The organism is Clostridium tepidiprofundi DSM 19306 (assembly GCF_001594005.1).
Classification (GTDB): domain Bacteria; phylum Bacillota; class Clostridia; order Clostridiales; family Clostridiaceae; genus Clostridium_AC; species Clostridium_AC tepidiprofundi.
In genome coordinates this window covers 1-1,795 of record NZ_LTBA01000111.1, presented here as the reverse complement: position 1 = coordinate 1,795, position 1,795 = coordinate 1, and the positions used below count along the sequence as shown (strand labels likewise).

Annotated in this window: 1 protein-coding gene, 2 tRNA genes and 1 rRNA gene; 1 reads left to right on the top strand and 3 read right to left on the bottom strand. The window is 33.5% G+C overall.

The annotated features are described in order from the left end of the window. Positions 1 to 95, bottom strand: a 16S ribosomal RNA gene (locus CLTEP_RS13885); the annotation flags it as partial. Between the two features lie 915 nt (positions 96 to 1,010). On the opposite strand from CLTEP_RS13885, the gene tnpA reads away from it, so the two are divergent. Next, positions 1,011 to 1,427: an IS200/IS605 family transposase gene (tnpA, locus tag CLTEP_RS13880; RefSeq protein WP_066827659.1), complete on the top strand. Its 417-nt coding sequence runs from the start codon at positions 1,011 to 1,013 to the stop codon at positions 1,425 to 1,427. 132 nt (positions 1,428 to 1,559) lie between these two features. On the opposite strand, the gene CLTEP_RS13875 is transcribed toward tnpA, so the two are convergent. Then, a tRNA-Ala gene (locus tag CLTEP_RS13875) sits at positions 1,560 to 1,635 on the bottom strand. A gap of 53 nt (positions 1,636 to 1,688) precedes the next feature. Continuing rightward, positions 1,689 to 1,765, bottom strand: a tRNA-Ile gene (locus tag CLTEP_RS13870). Between the last annotated feature and the right edge of the window lie 30 nt (positions 1,766 to 1,795).

The window sequence follows — 1,795 nt, the reverse complement described above, 5'->3', positions numbered from 1 at the left end:
TATTCCACTACCCGAAGGTAGCTTCATCGCTCGACTTGCATGTGTTAGGCACGCCGCCAGCGTTCGTCCTGAGCCAGGATCAAACTCTCAATTTAAAAGTTTATCTTGCTCAAGCCATTACTGACTTCATTCTCTAAAGAATTACGAGTTTTTCTTACTTACTCTGTTTACTTTTCAAAGACCTTTTCTTCTCTGCCGCTTCAAGCGACTTCTGTATTATAGCAAATTACTTTTGCTCTTGTCAACAGCTTTTTGAAAGTTTTTTTAACTCTCATTTGACTGTTTACTCATCGCCGCTTTGTGAACTTCTTTGTCCGCCGCAGCGACAAGTAATATCTTATCACATTAAAACAAATTATTATTTGATTCTAATATCAAAAATAGTATTCTGCTTGATAATACTGTCATTTTCTTATTCTTTCATAATTATTCTCATAATGATATTCCAGGTTAAGTATTCTTCTGCTTATCTTGATATTTTTTGTATACATTGATTATATTAATGTTTATACCATGTATATCCATCATGTGATTGCCATATTTGCTTTTTATATATTATTTTCCATTGTCCTTTCGATGAAGTATTGCTTGTTTTCTGAAAATAACAAACAAAATCATTATCGTTAGAGTTATTATTGATATCTTTTCACGTTTTACCATTGTCATGTGTAACAAAAATTTTATCTATTTGCTCACATTCCTGCTTATTGTATATTACAATTAAGTACCATTGTTTTAATGAATTATCCCATTTAGGCATTTGAAAGAAAATAACAAGTCAAAGATGCGACGTATATTTTGTGAAATACAAAGAGTTGGGTTCCGCTGATAGTAGGTCCTATCAACGGGTTCCGACGATGAAGTAGTTCGCAAAATAGACTAGCATACTGACTAGTTATTTTTTTGAAAATGCCTTAATTCTAAAGATGAAGATTTATACACTGAAATCAGAATATTGGCTATCAAACTAAAAACAAATGCTAATGACTTAATTGAAGAAGGTATGAAGTATGTCATTGAAAAATACAAAAACCAAGACAACAAGTCACAGTAAATATAACATCAATTATCATATTGTTTTTTGTCCTAAGTATCGCCATAATATTTTTAAAGATGAATTAGGATATGAATTATCAAAATGTTTTAAAGTAATATTTCATTGTTATAGCTACGCACTTATTGAACAAGAAATAATGCCTGACCATGTTCATCTTTTCATATCTGCTCCACCAACTGTTGCTCCAGTAGATATAGTTAAAAAGCTAAAAAGTGTATCTGCAAATGAGATATTCAAAGGCTTTCCCAAGTTAAAACAATCTAAATTTTGGAGTAGTGGTTTATGGAGTAGAGGATATTATATTGATACTGCTGGAACAGTATCTTCTGAAACAATTCAAAAGTATATACAAAACCAAAAGAATGTTTAATCTTTAGACATTTAACCTAAAAATTAAAGGCACAATTCATCCTCCGAGATAAACAACGGAGGTTTTCTTGTGCCCAAAAAACACAATAGGCAAACGAATAACTTCTTAATTCGTTTGCCTATTCCTATATTTTGGTGGAGATAAGGGGATTCGAACCCCTGACCCCCTGCGTGCAAGGCAGGTGCTCTCCCAGCTGAGCTATATCCCCATATTAAATTGAATTAGTGATTAGACATACAATGTATATCTAATCACTCTTTATGGTGGACCATCAGGGACTCGAACCCCGGACCTACCGGTTATGAGCCGGTTGCTCTAACCAACTGAGCTAATGGTCCAAATTACCTGGCAGTGACCTACTCTCCCAC